1 tRNA gene and 2 rRNA genes are annotated in these 1,787 nt (G+C 50.6%); all 3 read left to right on the top strand.

The features are described 5' to 3' along the window. Nucleotides 1–93: ribosomal RNA gene (locus AACQ43_RS22120) — 16S ribosomal RNA — on the top strand; the annotation flags it as partial. Nucleotides 94–318: 225 nt separating this feature from the next. After that, nucleotides 319–394: transfer RNA gene (locus AACQ43_RS22115), tRNA-Glu, on the top strand. A 235-nt stretch (nt 395–629) separates the two neighbouring features. Then, nucleotides 630–1,787 (top strand): 23S ribosomal RNA (locus tag AACQ43_RS22110); the annotation flags it as partial.

Below are 1,787 nucleotides of genomic sequence, written 5' to 3'. Positions count from 1 at the left end.
TTCGGGAGGGCGTTTACCACGGTGTGATTCATGACTGGGGTGAAGTCGTAACAAGGTAACCCTAGGGGAACCTGGGGTTGGATCACCTCCTTACCTTAAGATGACGAAGTTGTTGAGTGTTCACACAGATTGCCTTGATTCAAAGTAGTTAGAGCAAAGACCTGATGCGAAAGCGTCAGTGCTTATCTGGCTTCGGTCAGATGAGAGAAGCCCTATCATTGGGTTTTGGGATGTGAATAATGGCGCTCGGCCTCGCAGGCTCGGCACTCGCCATTACCCAAAATCTGCACTGCTGACGCAGCGCAAAGATGATTTTGGGTCCCCTTCGTCTAGAGGCCTAGGACACCGCCCTTTCACGGCGGTAACAGGGGTTCGAATCCCCTAGGGGACGCCACTTCTCTTCTTGCTAAAAGAATGCAGACATAAGCATCACATGTTTATGTCTGTTTTCTTCGGTCACTGACCGTTGCAAACATGCTCTTTAACAATCTGGAAAGCTGATTTAAAAAGTAGTTCTCAAACATTTGTTACAAGTGCTTTGGAAACTTCTTGGCGAAAACCAAATTTTATTTGGTCCTTGTTGTACAGCAACTTGAATGCCGTTTCGACGACACTTCTTGGGGTTGTATGGTTAAGTGACTAAGCGTACATGGTGGATGCCTTGGCAGTCAGAGGCGATGAAGGACGTACTAACCTGCGATAAGCCGTGAGCAGTCGGTAAGAGACATTACGACTCACGGATTTCCGAATGGGGAAACCCACTTAGCATAAGCTAGGTATCGCTGCGTGAATACATAGCGTAGCGAGGCGAACCGGGAGAACTGAAACATCTAAGTACCCCGAGGAAAAGAAATCAACCGAGATTCCCTCAGTAGCGGCGAGCGAACGGGGATTAGCCCTTAAGCATCTTGGAAGTTAGTGGAACGGTCCTGGAAAGGCCGGCGATACAGGGTGATAGCCCCGTACACGAAAACAACCTTGATGTGAAATCGAGTAGGGCGGGACACGTGACATCCTGTCTGAATATGGGGGGACCATCCTCCAAGGCTAAATACTCCTGACTGACCGATAGTGAACCAGTACCGTGAGGGAAAGGCGAAAAGAACCCCTGTGAGGGGAGTGAAATAGAACCTGAAACCGTGTACGTACAAGCAGTGGGAGCCCTTCGGGGTGACTGCGTACCTTTTGTATAATGGGTCAGCGACTTACATTTTGTAGCGAGGTTAACCGTATAGGGGAGCCGTAGGGAAACCGAGTCTTAACTGGGCGTCTAGTTGCAAGGTGTAGACCCGAAACCGGGTGATCTAGCCATGGGCAGGTTGAAGGTTGAGTAACATCAACTGGAGGACCGAACCCACTAACGTTGCAAAGTTAGGGGATGACCTGTGGCTGGGGGTGAAAGGCCAATCAAACTCGGAGATAGCTGGTTCTCCCCGAAAGCTATTTAGGTAGCGCCTCGGACGAATACTACTGGGGGTAGAGCACTGTTTGGGCTAGGGGGTCATCCCGACTTACCAACCCCATGCAAACTCCGAATACCAGTAAGTAATATCCGGGAGACACACGGCGGGTGCTAACGTCCGTCGTGAAGAGGGAAACAACCCAGACCGCCGGCTAAGGTCCCAAAGTTCTGGTTAAGTGGGAAACGATGTGGGAAGGCTCAGACAGCTAGGATGTTGGCTTAGAAGCAGCCATCATTTAAAGAAAGCGTAATAGCTCACTAGTCGAGTCGGCCTGCGCGGAAGATGTAACGGGGCTCAAACCAGGCACCGAAGCCGCGGATTCAC

It is taken from the genome of Aeromonas sp. DNRA1 (assembly GCF_963888745.1).
Taxonomy (GTDB): Bacteria; Pseudomonadota; Gammaproteobacteria; order Enterobacterales; family Aeromonadaceae; genus Aeromonas; species Aeromonas hydrophila.
The sequence above is the reverse complement of the archived record's forward strand: the minus strand, read 5'-3'. Positions and strand labels throughout refer to the sequence as shown.